The sequence below is a fragment of the Achromobacter sp. GbtcB20 genome (assembly GCF_019091095.1).
GTDB classification, from domain to species: domain Bacteria; phylum Pseudomonadota; class Gammaproteobacteria; order Burkholderiales; family Burkholderiaceae_B; genus Achromobacter; species Achromobacter mucicolens.
The window spans coordinates 1-262 of the sequence record NZ_JAGXJZ010000608.1 but is presented as its reverse complement, the minus strand read 5'-3'; the positions used below and the strand labels follow the sequence as shown (position 1 = coordinate 262).

Sequence of the window (262 nt, the reverse complement as noted above, 5' to 3'; positions counted from 1 at the left end):
ACGCTCGAACAGCGCCAGGATGCGCTCGATGTTGGCTCCGACGCGGCATTCGCGGTTCGGCCAGCTGTCGCGGCTGATGTAGGGGGCAAAGGCCGAGACCTGGAAGTAATCCTCGACGTCGCAGGTCATCGCGTTGCGGATGCGCTCGCCCGGCTGGCGCTGTGGCCGGGCTGCGGGAGCTTGCCTTCTCATTCCTGGGTATCCACGTGTTGGGTCGCCTGCGCCCCTTGCGGGGTGGCGACGATTTTCTTCAGGATCGACA

The 262-nt window shown here is 65.3% G+C and carries 1 pseudogene; it reads right to left on the bottom strand.

The annotated features are described in order from the left end of the window. Nucleotides 1–192: pseudogene (locus KVT32_RS30415) on the bottom strand (polysaccharide deacetylase family protein); the annotation flags it as partial. Nucleotides 193–262: the final 70 nt, after the last annotated feature.